We start from the raw sequence: 258 nt of genomic DNA, 5'->3' as shown, positions 1-258 counted from the left end.
CGGTTTCGCGGATGGCGTTGATCACGACGCCGTCGAAGCGCGCCAGCGCCGCCTCGGCATCGGCTTCGGCCTGCACCACGCGGGCGCGGGCACCGCTGTCCGGAATCGACCAGCTGATCAGCGGCCCCAGCCCCCAGCGCGTGGTACGCCCCTGCCCCAGATGATCGAGCAGACCGGTGAAGCCGACCGAAGCGCCGATCGAAATGTCCGGGTAGAGCGCGGCGGTGGCGACGCCGATCTTCGCGCTGGCAAAGGCGA

1 protein-coding gene is annotated in these 258 nt (G+C 70.5%); it reads right to left on the bottom strand.

Annotation, left to right across the window (positions count from 1 at the left end; all coding sequences use genetic code 11):
- A partial coding sequence (locus METUNV1_RS00120) for a TolC family protein (RefSeq protein ID WP_043358688.1) occupies positions 1–258 on the bottom strand: 258 nt, incomplete at both ends.

The organism is Methyloversatilis universalis FAM5, assembly GCF_000214035.2.
GTDB lineage: Bacteria > Pseudomonadota > Gammaproteobacteria > Burkholderiales > Rhodocyclaceae > Methyloversatilis > Methyloversatilis universalis.
The sequence above is the reverse complement of the archived record's forward strand: the minus strand, read 5'-3'. Positions and strand labels throughout refer to the sequence as shown.